General features: G+C 63.5%; 23 protein-coding genes. 11 read left to right on the forward strand and 12 right to left on the reverse strand.

The window, feature by feature from the left end; genetic code table 11:
- Positions 1 to 21: 21 nt before the first annotated feature.
- Both RFN30_RS20200 and RFN30_RS20205 read right to left on the reverse strand, forming a co-directional pair.
- Positions 22 to 372, reverse strand: a complete 351-nt coding sequence (locus tag RFN30_RS20200; protein ID WP_192250149.1) for a MarR family winged helix-turn-helix transcriptional regulator — start codon at positions 370 to 372, stop codon at positions 22 to 24.
- 183 nt (positions 373 to 555) lie between these two features.
- Positions 556 to 1,920: a leucyl aminopeptidase family protein gene (locus RFN30_RS20205; protein ID WP_320263846.1), complete on the reverse strand. Its 1,365-nt coding sequence runs from the start codon at positions 1,918 to 1,920 to the stop codon at positions 556 to 558.
- 120 nt (positions 1,921 to 2,040) lie between these two features.
- On the opposite strand from RFN30_RS20205, the gene RFN30_RS20210 reads away from it, so the two are divergent.
- Positions 2,041 to 2,868, forward strand: coding sequence for a tetratricopeptide repeat protein (locus tag RFN30_RS20210; protein ID WP_320263847.1), 828 nt, complete (start codon positions 2,041 to 2,043; stop codon positions 2,866 to 2,868).
- Between the two features lie 198 nt (positions 2,869 to 3,066).
- Here the strand turns inward: RFN30_RS20210 and RFN30_RS20215 are convergent, their stop codons facing one another.
- The 9 genes from RFN30_RS20215 to RFN30_RS20255 form a co-directional block, all read right to left on the reverse strand.
- Positions 3,067 to 4,083 carry a type II secretion system F family protein gene (locus RFN30_RS20215; protein ID WP_320263848.1) on the reverse strand — a complete coding sequence of 339 codons (1,017 nt, stop codon included), beginning with the start codon at positions 4,081 to 4,083 and terminating at the stop codon, positions 3,067 to 3,069.
- Between the two features lie 13 nt (positions 4,084 to 4,096).
- On the reverse strand, positions 4,097 to 5,110 hold the full coding sequence (locus RFN30_RS20220; RefSeq protein WP_320263849.1) for a type II secretion system F family protein: 1,014 nt from the start codon (positions 5,108 to 5,110) through the stop codon (positions 4,097 to 4,099).
- A 131-nt stretch (positions 5,111 to 5,241) separates the two neighbouring features.
- A complete protein-coding gene (locus tag RFN30_RS20225) occupies positions 5,242 to 6,741 on the reverse strand; it encodes a TadA family conjugal transfer-associated ATPase (protein WP_320263850.1) in 1,500 nt (499 codons plus the stop codon).
- A gap of 30 nt (positions 6,742 to 6,771) precedes the next feature.
- Positions 6,772 to 8,055 carry a CpaE/TadZ family protein gene (locus RFN30_RS20230; protein ID WP_320263967.1) on the reverse strand — a complete coding sequence of 428 codons (1,284 nt, stop codon included), beginning with the start codon at positions 8,053 to 8,055 and terminating at the stop codon, positions 6,772 to 6,774.
- A 30-nt stretch (positions 8,056 to 8,085) separates the two neighbouring features.
- The gene (locus RFN30_RS20235) at positions 8,086 to 8,823 is read right to left on the reverse strand and encodes a CpaD family pilus assembly protein (RefSeq protein WP_320263851.1); all 738 of its coding nucleotides are present in this window, start codon (positions 8,821 to 8,823) and stop codon (positions 8,086 to 8,088) included.
- A gap of 14 nt (positions 8,824 to 8,837) precedes the next feature.
- On the reverse strand, positions 8,838 to 10,367 hold the full coding sequence (locus RFN30_RS20240) for a type II and III secretion system protein family protein (RefSeq protein WP_320263852.1): 1,530 nt from the start codon (positions 10,365 to 10,367) through the stop codon (positions 8,838 to 8,840).
- A complete protein-coding gene (gene cpaB, locus RFN30_RS20245; protein ID WP_320263853.1) occupies positions 10,364 to 11,176 on the reverse strand; it encodes a Flp pilus assembly protein CpaB in 813 nt (270 codons plus the stop codon). Before cpaB ends, RFN30_RS20240 begins: the two co-directional genes overlap by 4 nt.
- A 267-nt stretch (positions 11,177 to 11,443) precedes the next feature.
- A complete protein-coding gene (locus tag RFN30_RS20250) occupies positions 11,444 to 11,962 on the reverse strand; it encodes an A24 family peptidase (protein ID WP_320263854.1) in 519 nt (172 codons plus the stop codon).
- Between the two features lie 158 nt (positions 11,963 to 12,120).
- Positions 12,121 to 12,300, reverse strand: a complete 180-nt coding sequence (locus tag RFN30_RS20255; protein ID WP_126085995.1) for a Flp family type IVb pilin — start codon at positions 12,298 to 12,300, stop codon at positions 12,121 to 12,123.
- A 355-nt stretch (positions 12,301 to 12,655) separates the two neighbouring features.
- Between RFN30_RS20255 and RFN30_RS20260 the strand changes: the two genes are divergently transcribed.
- The 3 genes from RFN30_RS20260 to RFN30_RS20270 all read left to right on the forward strand — a co-directional run bounded on the left by RFN30_RS20260 (position 12,656) and on the right by RFN30_RS20270 (position 14,575).
- On the forward strand, positions 12,656 to 13,078 hold the full coding sequence (locus RFN30_RS20260; RefSeq protein ID WP_320263855.1) for a pilus assembly protein N-terminal domain-containing protein: 423 nt from the start codon (positions 12,656 to 12,658) through the stop codon (positions 13,076 to 13,078).
- A gap of 138 nt (positions 13,079 to 13,216) precedes the next feature.
- Positions 13,217 to 13,822, forward strand: coding sequence for a TadE/TadG family type IV pilus assembly protein (locus tag RFN30_RS20265; RefSeq protein WP_430699067.1), 606 nt, complete (start codon positions 13,217 to 13,219; stop codon positions 13,820 to 13,822).
- Between the two features lie 132 nt (positions 13,823 to 13,954).
- Positions 13,955 to 14,575: a TadE/TadG family type IV pilus assembly protein gene (locus RFN30_RS20270; RefSeq protein WP_320263856.1), complete on the forward strand. Its 621-nt coding sequence runs from the start codon at positions 13,955 to 13,957 to the stop codon at positions 14,573 to 14,575.
- Positions 14,576 to 14,578: 3 nt separating this feature from the next.
- Here RFN30_RS20270 and RFN30_RS20275 read toward each other — a convergent pair whose 3' ends face one another.
- Positions 14,579 to 15,451 (reverse strand): phosphate/phosphite/phosphonate ABC transporter substrate-binding protein, encoded by an 873-nt coding sequence (locus RFN30_RS20275; RefSeq protein ID WP_320263857.1) that lies wholly within the window; start codon positions 15,449 to 15,451, stop codon positions 14,579 to 14,581.
- Positions 15,452 to 15,650: 199 nt separating this feature from the next.
- On the opposite strand from RFN30_RS20275, the gene RFN30_RS20280 reads away from it, so the two are divergent.
- From RFN30_RS20280 to recF, 7 genes are all read left to right on the forward strand, one after another.
- Positions 15,651 to 16,898, forward strand: a complete 1,248-nt coding sequence (locus RFN30_RS20280; RefSeq protein WP_320263969.1) for a phosphopentomutase — start codon at positions 15,651 to 15,653, stop codon at positions 16,896 to 16,898.
- Entirely contained in the window at positions 16,882 to 17,772 is an 891-nt protein-coding gene (gene mutM / locus RFN30_RS20285; RefSeq protein ID WP_320263858.1) for a bifunctional DNA-formamidopyrimidine glycosylase/DNA-(apurinic or apyrimidinic site) lyase, read from the forward strand. The genes RFN30_RS20280 and mutM overlap by 17 nt, the downstream gene beginning before the upstream one ends.
- Before the next feature lie 40 nt (positions 17,773 to 17,812).
- Positions 17,813 to 18,586 carry an enoyl-CoA hydratase gene (locus tag RFN30_RS20290; protein WP_320263859.1) on the forward strand — a complete coding sequence of 258 codons (774 nt, stop codon included), beginning with the start codon at positions 17,813 to 17,815 and terminating at the stop codon, positions 18,584 to 18,586.
- 172 nt (positions 18,587 to 18,758) lie between these two features.
- Positions 18,759 to 19,025: a 30S ribosomal protein S20 gene (rpsT, locus tag RFN30_RS20295; protein ID WP_124996039.1), complete on the forward strand. Its 267-nt coding sequence runs from the start codon at positions 18,759 to 18,761 to the stop codon at positions 19,023 to 19,025.
- A gap of 830 nt (positions 19,026 to 19,855) precedes the next feature.
- A complete protein-coding gene (gene dnaA, locus RFN30_RS20300) occupies positions 19,856 to 21,400 on the forward strand; it encodes a chromosomal replication initiator protein DnaA (protein WP_430694683.1) in 1,545 nt (514 codons plus the stop codon).
- Between the two features lie 416 nt (positions 21,401 to 21,816).
- Positions 21,817 to 22,935 (forward strand): DNA polymerase III subunit beta, encoded by a 1,119-nt coding sequence (gene dnaN / locus RFN30_RS20305; RefSeq protein ID WP_320263861.1) that lies wholly within the window; start codon positions 21,817 to 21,819, stop codon positions 22,933 to 22,935.
- A 67-nt stretch (positions 22,936 to 23,002) separates the two neighbouring features.
- Complete coding sequence (gene recF / locus RFN30_RS20310) at positions 23,003 to 24,175, forward strand: DNA replication/repair protein RecF (protein ID WP_320263862.1); 1,173 nt, start codon at positions 23,003 to 23,005, stop codon at positions 24,173 to 24,175.
- Positions 24,176 to 24,243: the final 68 nt, after the last annotated feature.

Genomic DNA, 24,243 nt, shown 5'->3' on the forward strand with positions numbered 1-24,243 from the left:
CCAGTCAACTTTGGTGATCAGTCAGATGGGCAGTTCATGCGCCCGGGCGACGATACCATCGCCGAAGCGCTCGACAAAGAGCGCGCCTTCGACCGTGCGCCGGATCAGCACGTTGCGCTTGTCGAGCTCGTCGCGGTGACGCGAGACCAGCTTCAGCGCGCCCATCGTATCAAGCGCCCGGGTGATGACCGGCTTGGTGACGTTGAGCCTGGCGGCCAGCCCGCGCACCGTATGCGGCGGCGGGTCGAGGTAGATGGTGAGCAGGATCGCCGTCTGGCGCATGGTGAGGTCGGGCGCGCCCTCGCGCACCTGCGACAGCAACACCTGCTGCCACAGTCGCAAGGCCTGGCTCGGGCGCATCGAGATCGACATCCGTCCAGCATGACGGCAAATTGTTTCGCTTCCGTTTCAGTCCGCAGCGTTTTGCCGGCTTTTGCCAAGTATCGTTCTTACGCAATTCCGGACGGAAAACCGCTGCGCACTTTTCCTGGAATTGCGCTCCTTGTTTTACGCAATTCCGGACGGAAAACCGCTGCGCACTTTTCCTGGAATTGCTCACCCGAACCGCTTCGAGATGATCCGCTCCAGCGCGCGAATGCCTTGTGCCTCGCCGCCTGTCAGCCCGTGCGGACGATCACTCGGGTTCCAGGCAAAAATGTCGAAATGCGCCCAGCAGGGCGTTTTCTCGACGAAGCGCTTGAGGAAGAGAGCCGCGGTGACCGAGCCGGCAAAACCGTCCATTGTGACGTTGTTTATATCGGCTACCTTGGAGGAAAGCTTGGCGTCGTAGGGACGCCACAAGGGCATGCGCCACAGCGGATCCTCGACAGCGAGCGAAGCCGCGGCCAGGTCCGCCACCAGCGCCTCGTCGCCGGTGTAGAAGGGCGGCAGGTCGGGGCCGAGCGCGACACGGGCTGCTCCGGTCAGCGTCGCCATGTCGATCAGCAGGGCCGGCCTCTCCTCGTCGGCAAGCGCCAGCGCGTCGGCGAGGACCAGCCTGCCTTCGGCATCGGTGTTGCCGATCTCGACGGTGATGCCCTTGCGGCTCCTCAGCACATCGCCGGGCCGGAAAGCGTTGCCAGCGATCGAATTTTCGACGGCGGGGATCAGCACCCGCAACCGCACATTCAGTTTCGCCGCCATGATGATTGAGGCGAGACCCAGCACGTTGGCGGCGCCGCCCATGTCCTTCTTCATCAACAGCATGCCCGACGACGGCTTGATGTCGAGGCCGCCGGTGTCGAAGCAGACGCCCTTGCCGACCAGCGTAACCTTCGGCGCGTCGCTCGACCCCCAGGTCATGTCGATCAACCGCGGCGCGCCGGCCGAGGCGCGGCCGACGGCGTGGATCATCGGGAAATTCCGGACCAGGAGATCGTCGCCCTTGACGACGGAGAGGTCGGCGCCATGCGCGGCTGCCAATACTTGGACGGCCTCCTCCAGGTCAGCCGGCCCCATGTCGCTGGTCGGCGTGTTGACGAGGTCGCGCGTCAGGAAAATACCCTCGGCGATGCGGCGCACATGCGCGCCGTCGGCGGCGGACGGCAACGCGAAGCGCAACGCCTTGCCGGGCTTCTTGCCGTAGCGGGTGAAGACGTAGCCGCCGAGGACGACGGCCAGCGCCGCCAGATCCGGCGCAGGCAAATCCTGGGCGAAATGCCATTCGCCCTCGGGCAGCGATCTCGCCAAAGTACCGACGGCAAGCTGGCTCTCGCCGTCGCCGGTGCCGAATAGCGCGCCGGCGACCGCGCCACCGTCGCCCGGCAGCACGAGCGTGCGACCTGCCTCGCCGGAAAAGCCGTTGGCCCGTGCCCAGGCAATGACCGGTGGCGGGAGGCCCGAGGCGTCGAGGCCGTCCTTTCCCACCAAATAAACTGGCAAAGCGGCTTCCGGTTTCTGGTCAATGAGTTCGACAGGCATTCGATGGTCTCCGGCCGGCACGGCGAGTCGGCTTTTTAACGATCCGTTAGGGTTAACAGAATATTTCTGTGGGAGGGAAGACGGCCAGCTGAATGGCCGCGCAGGAATGGAGACGGCGTGATGCCGATCAAAGCGTTGACCTTCACGAGCAAGCGTCTGATCGCCACGGCATTCATGGCAGCGCTGGCGGCCAGCGTGGCAGGCTGCGGCAGCACCAGCAAGTTCACGACGGGCTCCATTTCCCGCTCCGACAACAGGCCGCTGGAAACGATGTCGGCCAGCGAACTGCACAGCGCCACGACCAGGCTTGGCGAATCCTACGCCAGGAACCCGAACGACAAACGCATCGCCACGAATTACGCCGCGGCGCTGCAGATGGATGGCGACGCCGACCAGTCGCTGGCGGTGATGCGCAAGCTCGCAATCGCCTACCCCAAGGACCGGGACGTGCTCGCTGCCTACGGCAAGGCGCTTGCCGCCAACGGGCAGTTCGAGCAGGCGCTCGACGCCGTGCGCCGCGCGCAGACGCCGGAATATCCTGACTGGAGGCTGGTGTCGGCGGAAGCCGCCATCCTCGACCAGATGGGGCAGCGGGACGAGGCACGTCAGGATTACCGGAAGGCGCTCGAGCTCAAGCCGAACGAACCTTCGATCCTCTCCAATCTCGGCATGTCCTATGTGCTGGAGGGGGATCTGCGCACCGCCGAGACCTATATGTGCTCGGCCGCGCAGCAGCCGAACGCCGACAGCCGCGTGCGGCAGAACCTGGCGCTGGTGGTCGGCCTACAGGGCCGCTTCGACGAGGCCGAAAAGATCGCCTCGCAGGAGCTCTCGCCGGAGCAGGCGCAGGCCAACATCGCCTATCTGCGCCAGATGCTGGCCCAGCAGAATGCCTGGAGCCAACTCAAGGATCAGGACAAGGGCAAGGCGAAAGTCGCGACGAACTGATCGAGCGGCTGCGCGGCGCCCAAAGTTATGCCTGACAAGGAAAAGCCGCGCGGCACCCGCCACGCGGCTTTGTCATGACCTAAGGCGCGTCGCGATCTTTCAGATTCGCTCCATGCGCTTTAGGTTTTTTGATTTTACGCATGTCTTTGTCCCGAAAACCGGTCCCACTTTCGGGAGACATGCTTTAGACAGCTCCGCCTATTGGCTGCTGGAATTGTGCTGATCGCCGAAGATGCCGCGCTGGCTGACCTGGATGCCGGCCGGTCCAAGAATGATGGCGAACAGGACCGGCAGGAAGAACAGGATCATCGGCACGGTGAGCTTCGGCGGCAGGGCCGCGGCCTTCTTCTCGGCCGCGTTCATGCGCATGTCGCGGCTTTCCGAGGCTAGCACGCGCAGCGCATGCGCCACCGGCGTGCCGTAACGCTCCGCCTGGACCAGGGCCTGGGACACGGCCTTCACCGAATCCAGGCCGGTGCGGCTTGCCAGGTTCTCATAAGCGACCCTGCGGTCCTGCAGATACGAGAGCTCGGCATTGGTGAGCACGAATTCCTCGGCGAGCGCCACGGACTGGGTACCGATCTCGTCGGCGACCTTGCGAAGCGCTGCTTCCACCGACATGCCGGATTCAACGCAGATCAGCATCAGGTCGAGCGCGTCCGGCCATGCCAGTTGGATCGACTGCTTGCGTTTGGTCGCGCGGTTGTTGACGTAGAGGATCGGCGCATAGAAGCCGCCATAGGCAACAAGAATGCAGACGAACAGCTTGATGAAGGCCGGCTGTTGCGCCAGACCACCCAGAACGAACAGGTAGATCGCCGCGAGCGCGAATCCGATGAAGGGCAGGATCAGGCGGAAGAACAGGAAGCGCGTCAGCGGATTCTGGCCGCGGAAGCCCGCCACCTTGAGCTTCTGCAACGTGCCTTCGTCGGCAAGCGCGCGCTTCAGGTCCAGCCGTTCGACGATGTTGCGCATGCCGATCGACTGTTCCTCGCGTAAGCCCTTGCGGCGGCGGTCGGCTTCGTTGGCAAGCCGCTGACGCTGCCTGGCGCGCAGTTCGTCGCGCTCGAGCGCCACGGTTTTCATGCGCGCCTTGAGCTGATCGCCGCCAAGCGCAGGCATGAGCGTGAAGACGGTCGCAAAAACCGCGATCCCGACCAGGAGCGCGATAAGAAAGGAAGGATCGGTTAGCGTCTTGACGACCTGGTCTGTCATTGGATCCGCGTCCCTACACTTCGAAATTCATCATCTTGCGCATCACCAGGATGCCGATCGACATCCAGACGCCGGAGCAGCCGAGGATCAGATTGCCGACGCTGGTCGTGAACAGCGGCATGATGTAGTTCGGGCTGGACAGATAAACGAGAAAGGCGACGACGAACGGCAAGGCGCCGATGATGATGGCGGATGCCTTTGCTTCCATCGACAGGGCCTGCACCTTGGCCTTCATCTTCTTGCGGTCGCGCAGCACGCGCGAAAGGTTGCCAAGCGCTTCGGAGAGATTGCCGCCGGCCTGCGACTGGATCTGGATGACGATGCCGAAGAAGCCGGCCTCGGTGCATGGCATGGTCTCGGACATGCGCAGCGTCGCATCGGGGATCGACATGCCCATCTGCTGGGAATCGACGATGCGGCGGAACTCGGAGCGGACCGGCTCGGGAGATTCGTTGGCGATCAGGCGGATCGCATCGTTCAGCGGCAGGCCGGACTTGACCGCGCGCACGATAATATCGAGGGCGTTCGGGAACTCCTCCAGGAAAGCCTTCACCCGGCGCGTGCGGCGAAACGACACGAACCAGCGCGGCAGGCCGAGGGCTCCGGCCAGGAGAGCGCCGGGCAGGACCAGCAACGGCGCGCCGGCAAAATAGGCGAGAAACGTAAGCACGACGCCGCAGATCGCCGAGTAGATGTAGAAGCGCTCGATGGAGACCGTCATGCCGGCCTGGCGGATCTGGGCCTTCAGCGGCGGCTTCTTGACGTTGCGCTCGTTGGTCTTCTGCTTCTCATCGAGCTGCTTGAGCGAATCCTGGAGGGTCTTGCGCCGCCTGACCGCTTCCGCGGCGCGGTCGCGCGAGGCCTTCACCACCGACCGGTCGGTCTCGGCCGTCTTGATTGTTTCAAGCCGCTTGCCGGCCTGCTTTTCGTTGTCGATGCGCTTGAACAGGAAAGCATAGGCTATCGCGCCGGCGCTGAGGCCCGCAAGCACGACGAAAGCCAGAACCGTGGTGTCAATTCCGAACATCGACCGGGATCCCCAGGGCATTTCGCCGTTTCAAAGAAACGGCGAACCGACCTATTTCTTTGTTTAGACGCAATTCCGGACGGAAAACCGCTTCACACTTTTCCCGGAATTGCTTCAGACCTCCAGATGCATCAGTCAGCGCGTTTCTCCATGGCCTCGAGCGCGTTGGCGAGGCGCTGCTCCTCGCCATAGTAGCGGGCACGATCCCAGAAATGCGGCCGGCCGATGCCGGTGGAAACATGCTCGCCAATCAGACGGCCGCTCGAGTCTTCGCCCTTGATGTTGTAGAGGACGATATCCTGGGTGATGATGACGTCGCCTTCCATGCCGATCACCTCGGTGATGTGGGTGATGCGGCGCGAGCCGTCGCGCAGACGAGCCGCCTGGATGATCACGTCGACCGAGCCGACGACGATCTCGCGCACCGTTCTCTGCGGCAGCGAATAGCCGCCCATGGCGATCATCGATTCAATACGGTTCAGGCATTCGCGCGGGCTGTTGGAGTGGATCGTTCCCATCGAGCCGTCATGGCCGGTGTTCATCGCCTGCAGAAGATCGAACACTTCCGGCCCGCGCACCTCGCCGACGATGATCCGTTCGGGCCGCATGCGCAGGCAGTTCTTGACGAGGTCGCGCATGGTTACCTCGCCCTCGCCTTCGAGATTGGGCGGCCTGGTTTCGAGACGCACCACATGCGGCTGCTGCAGTTGCAGCTCGGCCGAGTCCTCACAGGTGATGACTCGTTCCTCGCGATCGATGTAGTTGGTCAGGCAGTTGAGGAGCGTCGTCTTGCCCGAGCCGGTACCGCCCGAGATGACGACATTGCAGCGGACGCGGCCGATGATCTTGAGGATCTCCGCGCCTTGCGGCGAGATGGCGCCGAACTTGACCAGCTGGTCGAGCGTCAGCTTGTCCTTCTTGAACTTGCGGATGGTGAGCGCGGTGCCATCGAGGGAGAGCGGCGGCGCGATCACGTTGACGCGCGAACCGTCGGGAAGACGCGCGTCGCAGATCGGGCTCGATTCGTCGACGCGGCGGCCAACCTGGCTGACGATGCGCTGGCAGATGTTGAGCAGCTGCTGGTTGTCGCGGAAGCGAATGCTGGTCGGTTCGACCTTGCCGTTGACCTCGATGTAGACGTTCTTGGAACCGTTGACCATGATGTCGGCGATGTCGTCGCGCGCGAGCAGCGGCTCCAGCGGCCCATAGCCGAGCACGTCGTTGCAGATGTCCTCGAGCAGCTCCTCCTGCTCGGAGATCGACATCACGAAATTCTTGATCGCGATGATGTCGTTGACGATGTCGCGGATTTCCTCGCGCGCGCTTTCCGGATCGAGCTTGGCGAGCTGCGACAGATCGATCGTGTCGATCAGCGCCGAAAACACCTGGCTCTTGGTGTCGTAATAGGTTTCGCTGCGCTCGCGCTGGGCCCTTCTCGGCGGCTCGGGCGCCATCGGCGGCGCCTCTACCGGGCGGCGAGCGGGCTGTGAGGCGGGTATGCTCGGCGCCGACGCGGCCGGCCGATCGACAGCCACCGTCCCGGCCGGAGCGGGAGCGGCCGGAGGAGGTGCCGGCGGACGGAATTCGGGAGCTGCCCGGCTGCCGTCGTCTTTGCCTCTTTTACCAAACATGATCGACTACCCGATGCCGCTCCGCGAGCGTCACTTCCTGTTGCGCGAAAGCTTGCCGAGGATGGAGCCCAGGCCTGCCTTCTTCTTCGCCTTGATTTCGCTGCGCCCGGTCAGCACATGCGCGATTTCGTTGATCGTGCCGACAATCGGACTCTTGGCGTCCATCTCGCCAAGCATGCGGCCATTGTTGGCCGCATTGCCGAACAGCAGCGGCTCGAAATTGATCACCGCCATGGGCGTGATGCCGAGCGGCTCGGCAAAATCCGATGCCGCGATCTCCGGCCGTTTCGGAACGCCGGCCTGGTTGATGATCAGCTTCGGCGGCGGGTCGTTCGGACGCAGCCGCTTCAGCATGTCCACCATGTTCTTGGTGTTGCGCAGATTGGCGAGTTCGGGCGTGGCCGTGATGACGATGTCATCGGCCTTGATCAGCGTGCTCTTGGTCCAACCGCTCCAGACGTGAGGAAGGTCGAGCACGAGCAAGGGCGCGCTGCGCTGGGCCGTTTCGATAACCTGGGAGAAGGCGTCGGGATCGAAATCATAGACGCGCTCGAGCGTGGAAGGTGCCGCCAGCAGCGACAAATGCTCGGCGCACTGCGCGAGCAGCCGGTCGAGATAGACCTCGTCGACGCGCTCGGGCGAAAACACCGCCTCGGCGATACCCTGCGCGGGGTCCTGGTCGAAGTTGATGTTGGCCGTGCCGAAAGCGAGATCGAGATCGGCAACGACGACTTCGGACTTGAACAAGGACGACATCGCCCAGGCGACGTTATGGGCGATCGTCGAGGAGCCGACACCGCCCTTGGCGCCGATGAAGGCGATGGAGCGGCCGATCGGATCGGACTCGGGATCGACGAAGATCGACGACACGACGCTGACGATATCGGTCATCGAGACCGGCGCGATGACATATTCGGAAATGCCCGAACGGATAAGCTCGCGGTAGAGGCCGACATCGTTGTAGTGGCCGACGACCACGACCTTCGAGGTCGGATCACAAAATTCGGCGAGCTGAGTGAGCTGCTCCAGCAGCTGTTTCGGCTCGCTGCGCGATTCCAGCAGGATCAGGTTGGGTGTCGGCGCCGACCGATAGAATTCGATCGCGGTGGCGATGCCGCCCATGTGGACCTTGAGATGGGCCTTGGCCATGCGGCGGTCCTCGCCGGCGCGCTCGATCGGATTGGCGACGCCCTCGGTCTCGCAGAATGCCTGGATCGAGATGCGCGGCACCGGGCGCAGCGCCTGCATGGCGGCGGCGTCCTGTTGCGAGAGATCGCCGGTATCCGTGGGCGTGTCGTAGGCGAGATTGCTCATCGTCATGCTCTTTCCGTCATCCGGCGCGGCTCAGTAGGTCACTTCCGAATTGCCGAGGAACTCGTCCGAAACACCTCGGGCGCGATAGAGATCGATCACCTTGCCGCGATTTTCGGCGTCGATGTCGGACTGCTTGCGCGGCCCGAGCAGGTCGTTGGGATTGGCCATCTGGGCGGCAAGGTTGTTCTGATAGGAGCACCCGAAATCGGCGTAGTGCCTGTTTTCCGATGTCTGCAGCAGATCTTCCGGCCAGCGCCCGCATTTGTCGGTCTGGGCCTTCACGGCGACGAAGGCGACGCGGACCGGCGCCGAAGCTTCCGGCACGACCGACTGGTAAGACGTCATGACGATCCGGTCGCGCTTGACGCCGGCCGCAATGGCAAGCCTGGCGAAATCACGGCTGGCGGCCTGGGCGGCGGCCTGGTTCGCGGAGCCGACCGGGGCCGCGATCGTCAGCGCCGGCGCGGCGCTCCTGTCGTAGCCGTCGAGGAAGCCGAGCAGCGTGTCGCGCTGCGAAACGGTCATGCCGCGATCGCCGGCGCCGACCGGAAGGTCGATCTTCTGGTTCTTCTCGGCGATGACGATCGGATGATTGGTGCGGTAGTCGTCCGGAATGGCGCCCACCGTCAAACTGTCGCGATGGAAGTTGGCGCAACCGGCGAGCGACGCCGCAAGGGCGATCGCCAGGACCGGAGACGACCCGCGGAAACGTCCGCGGCAGGATTTTGCCGCCGCGATCGTCATGGCCTTCGATGCTGAGTTGGACATGTCCGCTTTCCCGCTCACTTGTAGATGAAGCCGACGACGCCGTGGTAACGGCCAGGTGGCCTGTCGGTCTGCATGGTGCCGTAGACGCGATTGACGCGGCCAAGGAACATGCCGGCGCCATCGCTCGGCGCGTTGAAATTGTCGTCGGGCTTGGCCAATTCGTTGCGCGCCACGGGCCGCGCCAGATAGGGCGTGATGATGATGACGAGCTCGCTCTCGTTGCGCACGAAGTCGCGGCTGCGGAAGAGCGCGCCGAGCACGGGGATCTTGGTCAGCCCGGGCAATCCGTTGACGGCCTGCCTGACGTCGTCGCGCACGAGGCCCGCGATCATCATCGAACCACCGGAAGGCAGTTCCACCGTCGTATCGGCCAGGCGCTTGCGCAGCGACAAAGCGTTCATGCCGGGGCTCCTGCCGCCATCGGAAAGCGAAACCGATCCCTCGGTTGTCGGCTCGGAAACGGCGGTCCGCACCTTCAGGCTGATGCGGCCGGGTGACAGCACCACCGGCTGGAACTCCAAACCGATGCCGTATTCGATCTTCTCGATCGAATAGGTCTTCAGACCCGTCTGGTTGTCGTTGGAGACGTTGGCGGAAACGCTGTTCACCATGTTGTATTCGCCGCCGACCCTGAAGGTCGCCTTCTCGCCGGACACCGCGGTCAGCGTCGGTTCTGCCAGCGTCTTCATGACGCCGGCCGATTCCATGGCGTTGATGTAGGCCTGGATCGAGGACGTCCCGACGTTGAAGCCCGAATTGGACAGCTGCTTGCCGAGGCCGGTGAAGTTGTCGCTGAGCGCGCCCCAGGAAATGCCGTTGCTGCCGCCGTTGCCAACCATGTTGACGCCGAGCTGCTTCATCACCGAGCGGCTGACTTCGGCCACCGTCACCTTCAGCGTCACCTGATCGTCGCCGATGATCTGCAGCAGATTGACGATCTTGGAGACCCTGCGTTCGGCGTCGGGATTGTTGATGTCGACGCCGCCATTGGCCGAGCCGCCGGCGGCTGTCTGCGAATATTGGCCGGTTGTCGCCTCACCGCCCGAGACGAAGATGGTAGCCAGGTCGACGGCGCGCTTGGCATCGAGCGGCGTGTCCACGTTGCCGGTCAGGATCACGTTGTCGTTCAGCAGCTCGACCTTGATCTGCGACGACGGGAGGAAGCGCTTGAGATAGTCTTCCAGTCCGGCGACGTCGCGTTCGACCGCCAGGTCGAGGCTGGCGATCTGTTCGCCATTGGGGCCGAAGACGAAGATGTTGGTTTCGCCGACCGCCTTGCCGAACAGATAGATGCGGCGCGCCGTACGCGTCACCGCGTCGGCGACCGCCGGATTGGCGACGAGGATGTCGTAGGCGTCGCTCGGCAGATCGATGACCACCGACTTGTTGAGGCCGAGCTTGACGCGTTGCGAGGCAACCGAGGCCGTCACGCCCGCTGCCCTGTTCGCGGCCTTGGCCTCGACGAGGCCGGGCGCATTGGTGCCGATCAGGAACAGGCCGATTGCCGCCGCCGCGATGACGGGCAGTTTGCCGCTTAGCCTCATTTCCTTGCTCCCACTTCGGAAACTTCGCCCGACTTGATCAACCGCACCGTGCCGCGCCGGCCATTGCCGTTCACCAGATAGTCGGCCTCGCCCAGGTTCTTCTCATTCGTGTCGGTGATCGGACGCAGCGCCAGGGTCAGACGGTCCGCCATCTGCTGCGCCACCGTGATGATCTCCGCCTGCTGCGGCGTCAGCTCCAACGTCGCGGTCTGGCCGACCCTGGTCTTCTTGCCTTCCTCGTCCTCCTGGATTGTCTGGTCGATGGCCAGGACGCGGATGTTCTTGAGGATGGTCTCGGTGTTGAAGCCGCTGCCGCCATTGCTGGCGTCGGCGCGCCGGGTCATGATGACGTCGACGAAGTCGTTGGGCAGGATGAAGCCGCCCGCCGATGTGTCGGCCGATATGGCGGTGGCGACCGCGCGCATGCCGGACGGCAGGATCGACGACATGAAGCTCTTCCCCTCGCCGACCAGCTTGGAGCGCCGCAGCGGCTCACCGGTATACATGGCCACGCGCGCCACCGAGCCCTTGAGCTTTTCGACCGCGTCCGGTTCGGCCGCACGGGTGATGAAATTGGCGTTGATGCCGCTGGCCGGCCACCGCTCCCAGCTGATGTTGTCACCGAGCTGGCTACCCATCGCGACATCGCCGGAAAGCACCAGCACATCCTGCAGCGCGATCGCCGGCTCTTTGGGAGCGTCGAGGATGACCTGGGGCGGCGGCGCCACCACCATATTCTTCGCGACATAACCCGCGCCACCCGCCGCGGCCACAGCCACGCCCAGAATAATCAGTCGGGATGCTGGCATTCGTCCGAACCCTTCGCCTCAAGGCAAACCACCTTAGCCAGGCCGGACTTTGCAGCCGCAATCGTCAAAACAAGGTTAATGCAATGCTTACGATCGTGATTAATTTAAGGTTTACTCAAATTAGACGGAACGGCTTGCCGTTAACGAAAAAAGGCGGCCAAGCCTGGAACTGAGCCTTCCGAAAGTGGGAACCGGGTTCGGAAAAAAGAGAAGCGTAAGGTCGACAATCCAAAGCGCGCCGAGCGTATCTGAAGATGGCGATGTGGTTTAGGCGGTGAGCCTGTCCAGCGCCCAGATCATCAGCGGAGAATCCGGAAAGGTGAGAAGCCCGCCGAGACCAAGCGCGACGCCATAAGGAATGCCTGCGCTCTCGTCGGCGAAATGGCGTAAAAAACGGTTGTGGCCGGTGTAGACCGCAAATGGCGATTTCCGGTAGGCCAGAATGGCAACCGTCAGCAGACCGCCGATCAATGTCGAGGTTACCAGATAGCCGACGAGATTGATGTTGAGCCCCATCCATACCGCGGTTGCCGCCAGGAGCTTGGCGTCGCCGCCGCCCATGCCGCCGAGCGCGAACAGGCCGAATGTCACCGCCAGCACCAGGGCACCGGCCGCGAAATGCCCGCCATAGGTTGCCCAGTCCATTCCGGTCAACGGAGCCACCAGAGCGAACGTCGCCAACAGCAGCACCGGCACGCGGTTGGCGATCGTCATCGACAGCGTGTCGGAGATCGCCGCGAACAGCATGCAGAAAGGAAAGACGACGAAGATCGCGGCTTCGAGCATGGCGCGGTGCCTATGGCGCAATTTACCAGCTGCAGTCTAGGCATGCCGGAATTAACGATTGATGAGGTCGGATCGTCGAAATCAACCGGCCGCATGAAATAAGGGCCGCCAGTGGGCGACCCTTCTTTCTCAAAGCAAATACTGGCTTCCGTGCCCTATCACGGGGCCTTGCCGGTCTTGACGGCGCTGGCGATCGCCACGAACTTGCTGTTCAGGGCGGTGCCGAGCTGGCTGGCGCCGACCATGATGGCGAGCGCGATGAGGGCGGCGATCAGACCGTATTCGATGGCGGTCGCGCCGGATTCGTCCTTCACGAAACGTGCGATGAGGTTAGACATTCGAGAGCTCCTACTCCACGTGTTACAGCACTTCCGTCAACTTCTCTTGCCGGTTGATCGGATGTTGCAAATCTAGGGAGAAGCCCTTTCAATCGGCTTAATAAATACCCTTACCGATTCCTTTCCTGTGGCGAACCCTTTGCTTGGTTAACCGTGGCCTAAACGCCTCAAGGCGGGCCGACGGCCAGGAAAAGCGCGGAGATCCGGCCCACCTACGATTTTGCTAAAACAGCGCATGCTGCTGGTTCCTGACCCTCAAAGCGGCAATGCTTGTCGCGGCCACGCGGCGTTTAACCGTCGGTTCACCAATTTCGTTCATGTTCCGTTGAACAGTCCGCCGCTCCGGAGCGCTTCAATGACCTTGTCGAGATCGCCATTTCCAGTCGTCGCGCTGCTGGCAGTTGCCGCTTTCGTCATGCCCGCCAGCGCCGGCGCCGGCATCGAGGTCACCATGAACCAGGCAAAGATCGTCAAGTTGTCGCGTGCCGCCGATACGATCGTCATCGGCAATCCGGCAATCGCCGACGCCGCCGTGCAGGATTCCTCGACGGTCGTTCTCACCGGCAAGGGTTTCGGCGTCACCAATCTGGTCGTGCTCGATTCCGATGGCAGCCCGATCGTCGATGAGCAGGTGACGGTGGTCCGGCAAGCCGCGTCTTCGGTGCGCATCTACCGGCGCGCCGACGTCCAGACCATGTCCTGCACGCCCTATTGCGAAAGCTCGTACAAGAGCGAAGCGGAGAGAACTTCCGAAACCGAAATGAATGCCAGCCGCTGAGGCTGGCGCCGGCAAGCGCCTGCGACGTTAATGGCGGGTTAAAACTCGTCCGGCGAATTTAACGCTCATCCAAACCCGACCTCAATGGGTTTTTGCTAGGTTGCCGCCCGACATTGCAAGGGATCGGCAGGAACGGACATGAGCAAGGATCCGGCATCCGAGGGTGGCATGGACGACAAGGCACGGGCAAAGCCCCGTCATGGCTTCTTCAGCGACAGGCGCGGCAGCACGGCGTTGGAATTCGCGATGCTGGCCATACCGTTCGCCTTGCTCGTGTTCGCCATCCTGGAGAGCTGCATCTCGTTCGCCGGCCAGGAAGTGATGGCCAATGGCACCGACGATATCGCGCGCCAGCTCAGGACCGGTCAACTCAAGAAGGCCAACGTCACCGAAGACTCGATCAAGAAGCTGATCTGCGACAGGCTGGCGATCATGGTTGCCACCAACTGCCCCGGGTCCGGGTCAAATGCTTCGCTGCTGGTGGACCTGCGCGAATATCCGACCTTCGCCGACGCCGCGGCGGCGGGCTTCAATATCCAGAACGGCGACATCGTGTTGACAGGCACGAGCTCGACGACCTTCACGGTGTCTCCCGGGCTGGCGGAATCGAGGAACATGCTGCGGGTTTTCTACAAATGGCCGGTGATCACCGATTTCCTCGCCAAACAAATGGCCAATCTGAATGGCGGCAAGACGCTGCACTTCGCATCGGTGACCTGGCAGAACGAACCTTTCGACGACTAACGCAGGTCGCGTGATGCGACCTGCTTCAGCTTTTTGATTTTAAGCATGTCTTTATCCCGAAACCGGCTCACTTTCGGGAGTCATGCTTCAAGATTGCGGCCGGCCAAGACTACGGCGGCGTGGGGGTAGGATATGTACCGTGCGGGGGCACACCGGGGAATTTCGGCCATTCTGGCGAAGGCGGCACGGTTTTGCCGCGATCGCCGCGGCGTCGCGGCAATCGAGTTCGCGTTCATCGTGCCGGTGCTGCTCATCATGTACTTCATCACGATGGAAGCCTCGCAGGCGATCGAGACCAGCAAGAAGGTCAGCCGCATCGGCAGCATGGTGGCGGATCTCGTCACGCAGCAGCCGAGCGTCAAGAAGGCCGATCTCGACGCGATCATGAAGATCGGCACCTCGACGCTGCAGCCCTACAACCGCTCCACGCCGACGATCATCATCACCGGGATCCAGATCACCGATGAGGCGTCGCCCAAGGTCAAGGTGGCATGGTCGCGCAAGCTGGTGGGCACCACCTACAGCGCCGACGCGGTGAAGGACAGCATCACCACCGTTCCGTCGACGCTGAATATCCGCAACACCTTCCTTGTCCGGGTGGAAAGCGACCTCGGCTACAAGCCGATCATCACCTGGTCGGCCGGCGAGTCGAAGGCGCTTGGCCTGACCTCGGCCTTCAACAACATAGCCATGGGCGAAACATACTATCTGAGGCCTCGCCGCGGCCCCACGGTCCCCTGCAGCGACTGCTGAAAGCTATTCCTTGCCGGCCGATTGCCATCGCACGACCGCCAGGGCCGTCATGTAGTCTTTGGCCACAGCGAGCTCGAATCCGCCGGAATGCCTCGATTCCAGAAGGTCGTAGACGTCCGGGGTCAGCGACTTGAGATTGGTCAGGAAGACGGCCAGGCGACGCTTCGCTTCGGCATCGAGATCGCTACGCACGGCATGAGGCCCGTATCGCAGCTGAGCCGAGGTCCATAACACCCGAAGCGACGTCTTCGGGATGCCAGCGGCCTCGAGCCGCATGACCGTGCCGCCCGTATCGGTGGACTGGCCGTCGGCGCCGACAGGCTCCCAGCCGAACAAGCCGTCGGCTTCGCCGTCGCCGAGCATCGTTTCGGCCGCGGTGGCCGACGGGGCATGTGCCAGGAAAGGCGAATCCTCCGCGATCTTCACGCCTTCGCCAGCCAGGCCGGTCAGCGGCAGCAGGAAACCGGCGACATTGTCGGCGGGCGCGATCGCGATCCGATGCGAGGCCATTGCGGCGAGGTCCGGCACTTTGCCGTCGCGCGTCACCAGCACGGAACGGATGCCGGCGGCTCCATCGGCATCGATCGGCGCCACCAGCGGCTCGACACAGCCGCAGCGCTCCGAAGCCGTAGCATAAGCAAGCGCCGAATAGACTGCGTACTGGACACGGCCGCTTGCCTGCGCCTCGATCAACGCCGCATAGTCGCGGGCAACCACGAACTCCACCTTCATGCCGAGCGCGTTCGTATAGGCATCCGTCAGGCGGGCCAGGCCGGGTACCGTGTTGCCGCCTCCGGGCTCGGCGACGATGCCTATGCGAAACGTGCCGATGTCGTCGCGCCAATCGGCGCGCGCCGGCAAGGCCGCGGAAAGCATCGCGAGAGCCGCCGCGCACGTCTCCAAAACCCGGCTTGCCGCGGATCCCGCGCCCCTGCCCATCTCCTGCCGCGCTCCCGCCGACACCGCGCCCGATCGCGCCACTATGACGCCATGCCGGTTTCGGTTTGGTTTCCGATTTGCCAACGCCACCGCGGAACCTTATGTCTGGCTGCCTGGACTGGCAACAATGGCACCTATGGCGCGGGTTTTCCTATTCGTTCTCGATTCCTTCGGCGTCGGCGGAGCGGCCGATGCCGAACGCTATGGCGATGCCGGCGCCGACACGTTCGGGCATATCGCGCAGGCCTGCGCCGACGGCCGCGCGGACCGTGAAGGCTTGCGCAGCGGCCCGCTCGCCGTGCCCAACATGATCTCGCTCGGGCTTGCCCGCGCGGCACGGACGGCGACCGGGCTGAAGCTCGACGTCGACACGCCGCTGCTTGCCGCTTCTTTCCATGGCGCCGCCCAGGAGGTCTCAAGCGGCAAGGACACGCCGTCGGGCCACTGGGAGATTGCCGGCCTGCCCGTGCGTTTCGACTGGGGCTACTTTCCCGACACCGTGCCGGCCTTCCCGGCCGAGCTGACCGGCGCGATCATCCGCGAAGGCAAGGTCCCGGGTATCCTCGGCGATTGCCATGCGCCCGGAACCGAGATCATCGAGCGTTTCGGTGAGGAGCACATCCGCACCGGCAAGCCGATCTGCTACACCTCGGCCGACTCCGTATTGCAGATCGCCGCGCACGAAACGCATTTCGGCCTTGAAAGATTGTATGAGCTCTGCCTGACGGTGCGCCGGCTGGTCGATCCGCTCAAGATCGGGCGGGTGATCGCGCGGCCCTTCGTCGGCGAGACGAAAGCCACCTTCCAGCGCACCCACAACCGCCGCGACTATGCCGTGCCGCCACCGGAGCCAACTTTGCTCGACCGGCTGACGGCGCGCGGCAGCACGGTCATCGCCGTCGGCAAGATCGGCGACATCTTCGCCCATCGCGGCATCTCGGAGGTGCGCAAGGCGGGCGGTAACATGGCGATGTTCGACAAGGCGCTCTCCGCCATGGACGACGCCGGCGAAGGCGATCTGGTCTTTGCCAATTTCGTCGATTTCGACACCGAGTTCGGCCATCGGCGCGATGCCGCCGGCTATGCCGGAGCGCTCGAGGCCTTCGACCGCCGGCTGCCCGAAGCGCTGTCGCGCATCAAGCCGGACGACCTGCTCATCCTCACCGCCGACCATGGCAACGACCCGACCTGGCGCGGCACGGACCATACGCGCGAACGCGTTCCGGTGATCGGCATCGGGCCGGGGTTGAAGGGCGGCGACATCGGGCTCCGGCCGACCTTCGCCGATATCGGCGAAACCGTCGCGGATCACCTCGGCCTCGCGCCCGGCCGCCACGGCACATCTTTCCTTGCAACGATAGGCGGCCATGCCAGAACTGCCTGAGGTCGAGACGGTGCGGCGCGGGCTGCAGCCGGTTCTGGAAGGGGCGCGGCTCGTCAACGTCGAGGCGCGCAGGCCCGACCTTCGCTTTCCCTTTCCCGAACGCTTTTCGGAGCGGCTTACCGGCAAGACCGTGACGGTGCTTGGCAGGCGCGCCAAATATCTGACGATGCATATCGAAGACGGTCCGGTGCTGATCTGCCATCTCGGCATGTCGGGATCGTTCCGCGTCGAAACCGCCGGGGACAGCGACATCCCCGGCACCTTCCATCACGAGCGCTCGAAGAGCGCGGCGCACGACCACGTCGTGTTCGACGTCGCCTCGCCGAAGGGCGAGCGGTCCCGCGTCATCTTCAACGACCCGCGCCGTTTCGGCTTCATGCTGTTTGCCGAAGGGGCGCCGGACACGCACCCGATGCTGGCGGGGCTGGGCATCGAGCCGACCGGCAACGCGCTTGACGGCCCCCTGCTCGCCGCGCTCCTCGAAGGCCGCAGGTCGCCGCTCAAGGCGGCGTTGCTCGACCAGCGGCTGATCGCCGGGCTCGGCAATATATATGTGTCGGAGGCGCTGTGGCGCGCCGGCCTGTCGCCGCTGCGCGAAGCCGGCACCATCGCCGGCCCCGGTAAGAAAGCGAAACAGCAATGCGAACGCCTGGCCGAGGCGATCCGCTCGGTCATCGCCGACGCGATCGCCGCCGGCGGATCCTCGTTGCGCGACTACGTCCAGACGGACGGTTCGCTCGGCTACTTCCAGCATTCCTTCGCGGTCTACGACCGCGAAGGCGAGCCGTGTCCGAAACCGGGCTGCAGCGGCCATATCGAGCGCATCGTGCAGAGCGGCCGCTCGACCTTCTATTGCCGGACCTGTCAGCGGTGAGCTAGACCCGTCTCCTCAACCCAAGCGAGGAGACGACGCCATGGCCTATGAAACCATTCTCGTGGAAACGCGCGGCAAGGTCGGGCTGATCACGCTGAACCGGCCGAAGGCGCTCAATGCGCTGAATTCGCACGTGCTGAGGGACGTCGTGGCGGCGGTGAACGCGTTCGGCGCCGATGCCGGCATCGGCGCCATTGTCCTTACAGGCTCTGAAAAAGCGTTCGCGGCCGGCGCCGACATCAAGGAAATGCAGGATATCTCCTTCGTCGACGCCTATACCCAGGACTTCTTCGTCGGCTGGGAGGACCTGACGCGCGCGCGCAAGCCGATCATCGCGGCGGTCGCCGGCTATGCGCTTGGCGGCGGCTGCGAGCTCGCCATGATGTGCGATTTCATCATTGCCGCCGACAACGCAAAATTTGGCCAGCCCGAGATCACGCTCGGCGTCATGCCGGGTATGGGCGGATCGCAGCGATTGACCCGTTTCGTCGGCAAGTCGAAGGCGATGGACATGTGCCTGACCGGGCGGATGATGGACGCCGCCGAAGCCGAGCGCTGCGGACTGGTGTCGCGGGTGGTGCCGGCCGGCGAGCTGGTCGAGGAGGCGCTGAAGGCGGCGGCGAAGATCGCCGAGTTTTCCCTGCCGTCGGTGATGATGACCAAGGAAGCCGTCAACCGGGCCTATGAGACGACGCTTGCCGAAGGACTGCGCTTCGAGCGCCGGCTGTTCCATTCGCTGTTTGCGCTCGACGACCAGAAGGAAGGCATGGCCGCCTTCGTGGAGAAGCGGAAGCCGAATTTCAACAACCGCTGAAGCGCGTCGCGCAGAAAGGAGCGGCGCCGCCAAAAACACCGCGAAGCGGCGTTGACGCGCCGGAAAAGCTGAACTATAAGCCGCACCAACCGAGGCGGCCCCGTGGCTGCCCGTTTGTTTTTTGCGCCCTGCGGCACCCCGCTGGCGCCCACCAGATCAGAAGAGAGGCATCATGGCCAATACATCTTCGGCCAAAAAGGCAACGCGCAAGATCGCCCGCCGCGCGGCGATCAACAAGAACCGCCGGTCGCGCGTCCGCACTTATGTTCGCCAGGTCGAAGAGGCGCTCGCCGCCGGCGACAAGGCTGCTGCGCTGGAAGCGTTCAAGGCCGCGGAGCCGGAATTGATGCGCGCCGCAACCAAGGGTGTCATCCACAAGAACACGGCTTCCCGCAAGGTTTCGCGGTTGGCTCAGCGGGTCAAGGTGCTGTCGGCCTGACCGACTTGCCTTTAGAACCGTTATCCTTGAACCCGGCCGCACAGGCCGGGTTTTTTCGTTTGCCGGCAAGTACTTAAAAAGAACGCTCGCATAACGGCATTCCGGCCGAATTTCAAAGTTGCGAATGTTTTGCCGGCATATACATAATCGCTGATGTTGATGACCGCCGGATGCGGCGATGGCCACAAATTAGCCTGTCACAATTTACATATATTTTTCAAACACTTACAGGCGGTCATCCACAGCTTGTTCAACTCGCGGAGGAGCGGCGGGGGACAAGTAGCTGTCAAGAGAATTATTTCAGAAAATTTCCAAAGGTGTGGCCGTTTTCACATTCGCCGGAAAAGGGTTTGAATCACAATGGCTTTGTCAAAACGTGCCCTGACGGCACCTGCTTCGAACACGCCTCCGCTAACCAGATTCGTTAAAAATCGGTTAGACGTGGCCTTGCCCTATCCACAGCGATTTCGGTAATGTCCATCCATCGAAGGGACGGGCTTTAGCCCCTGACCCAGCCTGAATCGGCCAGCAAAAAATGGCGGAATTCATGACGTGGAGCAATTCCGCGTGCGGCTTGGTTTGTCTCTTCGGTGCGGGTAGGGGACTGGCGTAATTGTACATGGCAGTCGACGTTGGGCCGGCGTTTTCGCCGGACGGTGTCGTATTGTCTTGGCATGATCAAGCCGGCTTGCAGGAGCCGGCATCGGTCCCTTGCGCAACGTTGTGAGGATATCGCCGGCGGCGGCGATTGGCGCAGCGAGGAACTCGCCGGACCCAGGGTGCAGGAGGCGCACTCCCGGCGGAAAAGGGTACGAGAAAGGAAGTTGATCATGCAGAGCGGCATCGAACGGGAGATAGCGGGCGAGCTCCCATTCCCAGCAACTATCGTCGGAGGGGACGGCATGGCGGCATCCAGCGACGCCGAACAGAAGTTCGAGCGGGTCAAGGCCCAGTTGAAGGCGCGTCTGGGAGCCGAGGTCTATTCGAGCTGGTTTGGCCGCATGAAGGTTGCCGAGGCGTCGCGCGGCATTGTTCGCATCTCCGTGCCCACGGCCTTCCTGCGGTCGTGGATCAACGGCCACTATCTCGATCTTATCGCCGAACTGTGGAGACATGAGGATCCCGATCTTCTCAAGATCGAGATCATCGTGCGGACCGCCACGCGGCAGGGCCGCAACAATGTCGAGCCGGAGATCGCACCGGCGCGCAAGATGACCAAGCAGGCGCAGACCGCGCTCGCTGCCGGGACCGCAAGCGCCGGCCGGGTGGAACGGGCGCCGGCGCCTCGCCAGGGCGCGCCGGCGGAGACCGAGTTCCGCCACAATGTGCTGGGGTCGCCGCTCGACCCGCGCTACACGTTCGCTTCCTTCATCGAAGGGCCCTCGAACCGGGTGGCCTTCGCCGCGGCCAAGGCGGTGGCGGAATCGCAGTCGAGCGCGGTGCGCTTCAACCCGCTCTTCCTTCATGCGACCGTCGGACTGGGCAAGACGCATCTGTTGCAGGCGATCGCCGCGGAATCGCTGCGCCATAATCCGAAATCGCGCGTGGTCTATCTGACGGCGGAATATTTCATGTGGCGCTTCGCCACCGCGATCCGCGACAACAATGCGCTCACCCTCAAGGAGCAGCTGCGCGACATCGATCTTCTGATCATCGACGACATGCAGTTCCTGCAGGGCAAGTCGATCCAGCACGAGTTCTGCCATCTCATCAACATGCTGCTCGACAGCGCCAAGCAGGTGGTGGTCGCCGCCGACCGGCCGCCGTCGGAGCTGGAATCGCTGGAGCCGCGCGTGCGTTCGCGCCTCAATGGCGGCGTGGCGCTCGAAATGTCGGCGCCGGATTTCGCCATGCGCCTCGGCATGCTGAAGCTGCGCCTTGCCACCGCCAAGGTCGACGATGCCTCGCTCGACATTTCGGACGAGATACTCGACCACGTCGCCCGCACGGTGACGGGCAGCGGGCGCGAGCTCGAAGGCGCCTTCAACCAGCTTCTGTTCCGCCAGTCGTTCGAGCCGCAGATCACCATCGACCGCATCGACGAGATCCTCGGCCACATCTACCGCTCGGGCGAGCCGAAGCGGGTGCGCATCGAGGACATCCAGCGCATAGTGGCGCGCCACTACAACGTGTCGAAGACGGAGCTGCTCTCCAACCGGCGCACGCGCACCATCGTCAAGCCGCGGCAGGTGGCGATGTATCTGTCGAAGGTGATGACGCCGCGCTCGCTGCCGGAGATCGGCCGGCGTTTCGGCGGCCGCGACCACACGACGGTTCTGCATGCCGTGCGCAAGATCGAGGACCTTTCCGGTGCCGACAACACGCTGGCGCAGGAACTCGAGCTGCTCAGAAGGCTGATCAACGAGCAGGCCTGAGCGGTCTGAAAACGCTAAAGCGCGTCGCGTCGAAACGGCTCCGAGCGACGCGCTTTAAGCCTCTGTTTTGACGCATGCCGTTCTCCCAAAACCGCTGCGCACTTTTGGGCGGCATGCGCTTGTTTCCATGCATGCCGTTCTCCCAAAACCGCTACGCACTTTTGGGCGGTATGCATTTGTTTTCATGCATGCCGTTCTCCCAAAACCGCTACGCACTTTTGGGCGGCATGCGTAAGCCGACGCGCTTCGCCGGCTTTATCCCCAGAAAGCCCGCGCAACCGGCCGGAACCGGTGCCGCGGGCTTGCGTTTGCAGGGTTTTTACTGTCAGCTTACATAGATTCTGAGCTTTTCGGAGCTTTCGCGGGACGCCGCTCCCCGGTGACCCGCTCATTCATTGAAGCGAGCCTGTTTGGTCATGCGTGTTATCCTGGAACGGTCCAATCTCCTGAAGTCCCTCAACCACGTCCATCGCGTGGTGGAGCGGCGCAACACCATACCGATTCTGTCGAATGTGCTGCTCAGCGCCGAAGGCGCCAGCCTGGAAATGAAAGCGACCGACCTCGACCTGGAGGTAACGGAAGCCACGCCGGCCAAGGTCGAGCGCGGCGGGGCGACGACGGTTCCGGCGCATCTGCTCTACGACATTGTGCGCAAGCTCTCCGACGGCGCCGAGGTGATGCTGAAGACCGACGAGGATGGCAATGCGATGACCGTCACGTCCGGCCGCTCCAGCTTCCGCCTGCAGTGCCTGCCGCAGTCGGATTTCCCGGAGCTTTCGGCAGGCTCCTTCTCGCACATCTTCCGGCTCGACTCGGTGGCGCTCAAAGGGCTGATCGAGAAGACGCAGTTCGCCATCTCGACCGAAGAGACGCGCTACTATCTCAACGGCATCTTCCTGCACACGCATGAGGCGGGCGGCAAGCTGAAGCTGCGTTCGGTCGCAACCGACGGCCACCGCCTGGCGCGCGCCGAGATCGACGCGCCGGCGGGCTCCGAGGGCATGCCCGGCATCATCATCCCGCGCAAGACGGTGAGCGAGCTGCAGAAGCTCGTCGACGACCCGGATGTGGCGGTGACCACCGAACTGTCGGACACCAAGATCCGCTTCACCATCGGCAGCGTCATCCTGACCTCGAAGCTGATCGACGGCACCTTCCCCGACTATCAGCGCGTCATCCCGACCGGCAACGACAAGAAGCTGATCATCGACCGCCAGAGCTTCGCCGCCGCGGTCGACCGCGTCTCGACGATTTCGTCCGAGCGCGGCCGGGCGGTGAAAATGTCGATCAATGACGGCCAGCTCACGCTCGCCGTCAACAATCCGGATTCGGGCAGCGCCACCGAGGAACTGGCGGCAGACTACTCGTCCGATCCGATCGAGATCGGCTTCAATGCCAAATATCTGCTCGATGTCGCGGCCCAGCTCACCGGCTCGGAGGCCAAGTTCATGCTGGCGGATGCCGGGTCCCCGACGCTGATCCACGACATGGCCGACGAGACCGCGCTCTACGTGCTGATGCCGATGCGGGTGTAGGCTTCGTCTCTTTGTTGACGCAATTCCGGACGGAAAACCGCTATGCACTTTTCCTGGAATTGCTCTGATGGCCTCACATGTTGCCGTGACCGACGATAGCAAGCAGCTTCGGCAGCAAAGCTATATAAGTAAGTTAACGCTTACCAATTTCCGCAACTATGCGGGGCTTTCGCTCGAGCTCGAACCTGGTGCCGTGGTGCTGTCAGGCGACAACGGCGCCGGCAAGACCAATTTGCTCGAAGCCATCTCGCTGCTGACGCCCGGACGCGGGTTGCGCCGCGCGCCCTATGCCGACGTGGCGCGCGAGGGCGGCGACGGCGGCTTTGCCTTGCACGCCCGCATCGAAGGACCGGAGGGCCAGGTCGAAATCGGCACCGGCATTTCCGGCGGCGACGGAGAAGGCGGCAGGCGCGTTCGCATCAACGGCGCGCCGGCGAAGTCGGCCGAAGACATGCTGGAATGGCTGCGGGTCGTCTGGCTGACGCCGGCGATGGACGGGCTGTTTCCAGGGCCTGCCGCCGACCGGCGCCGCTTCCTCGACCGGCTGGTGCTGGCGATCGATCCCGGCCATGGGCAGCGCGCGCTCGACTACGAGAAGGCGATGCGCGGCCGTAACCGTTTGCTTACGGAAGGTTCCCGCGACAGCGGCTGGTTCGACGCGATCGAGACGCAGATGGCCGAAACCGGCGTGGCGATCGCGGCGGCGCGGGCGGAACTGGTGCGGCTGCTTGCCGCCATGATCGACAAGCTGCCCGGCAGCGGCCCGTTTCCGCAGGCCGACATCAGCCTCGCCGGCGAACTGGAGACGGAGATCGCTGCCGCGCCGGCCGTCGATGTCGAGGAGCGGTTCCGCGCCGCGCTCGCCAATGGCCGCGAGCGCGACCGCGCCGCCGGCCGCACGCTCGACGGTCCGCACCGATCGGACCTCGTGGTCCGGCACCGGCCGAAGTCGATGCCGGCGGAATTGTGCTCGACCGGCGAGCAAAAGGCACTGCTGGTCGGCATCGTCTTGTCGCATGCAAGGCTGACCGGCGAGATGTCGGGGTTGACGCCGATCCTGCTGCTCGACGAGATTGCCGCGCATCTCGATGCAGGCCGGCGCGCGGCACTGTTTTCCATCCTTGAGGAGCTGAACTGCCAGGCCTTCATGACCGGCACGGATGCGGCGCTGTTTTCCAGCCTTGCCGGGCGGGCGCAGTTCCTGACGGTCGATCACGGCAGCGTCGGGCCGACCGGCTAACCTCTTGAAGCGACTTCGGCGCTTGCCGTGCATAACAAGGCGCTGCCTTGCATGTGCATGACAAGGTT

It is taken from the genome of Mesorhizobium dulcispinae (assembly GCF_033977345.1).
Classification (GTDB): Bacteria; Pseudomonadota; Alphaproteobacteria; order Rhizobiales; family Rhizobiaceae; genus Mesorhizobium; species Mesorhizobium dulcispinae.